This is a genomic window from Rhodoplanes roseus (assembly GCF_003258865.1).
GTDB classification, from domain to species: domain Bacteria; phylum Pseudomonadota; class Alphaproteobacteria; order Rhizobiales; family Xanthobacteraceae; genus Rhodoplanes; species Rhodoplanes roseus.
This window is the reverse complement of sequence record NZ_NPEX01000700.1, coordinates 1-344: the sequence shown is the minus strand read 5'-3', so window position 1 is coordinate 344 and position 344 is coordinate 1. Positions and strand designations below refer to the sequence as shown.

Below are 344 nucleotides of genomic sequence, written 5' to 3'. Positions count from 1 at the left end.
CCAGCCGCTCCCGCAACGGCTTTAAGCCATGCGGCGCCTTCAAGGGATTGCCCGGCGTCACCAGCCACCACACCTGATCGAGCTGCAAAAGCCGCAGCGCCCGGAGCGCCACCTGCCGGTGTCCGATATGCGGCGGATTGAACGAGCCGCCGTAAAGCCCGATCCGCTGCCCCCGCCCATGCGGCGGGAGGCCTTCGTAAATCCGGCTGTCGCGGGCTTTGTGTAACGAACTGGAGATCGCTGCGCCTCGCCCCTAGGTCCGCGTCTGGCCGCTGCCATAAACGCAGTATTTGAAGCTCGTCAGCTGCTCCACGCCGACGGGCCCGCGGGCGTGCATCCGCCCC

At 67.4% G+C, this 344-nt stretch carries 1 protein-coding gene; it reads right to left on the bottom strand.

Going from position 1 to position 344, the window contains the following annotated elements; all coding sequences use genetic code 11:
- A partial coding sequence (locus CH341_RS32035) for an adenylyltransferase/cytidyltransferase family protein (protein ID WP_210208720.1) occupies positions 1-202 on the bottom strand: 202 nt, incomplete at its 3' end.
- Positions 203-344: the final 142 nt, after the last annotated feature.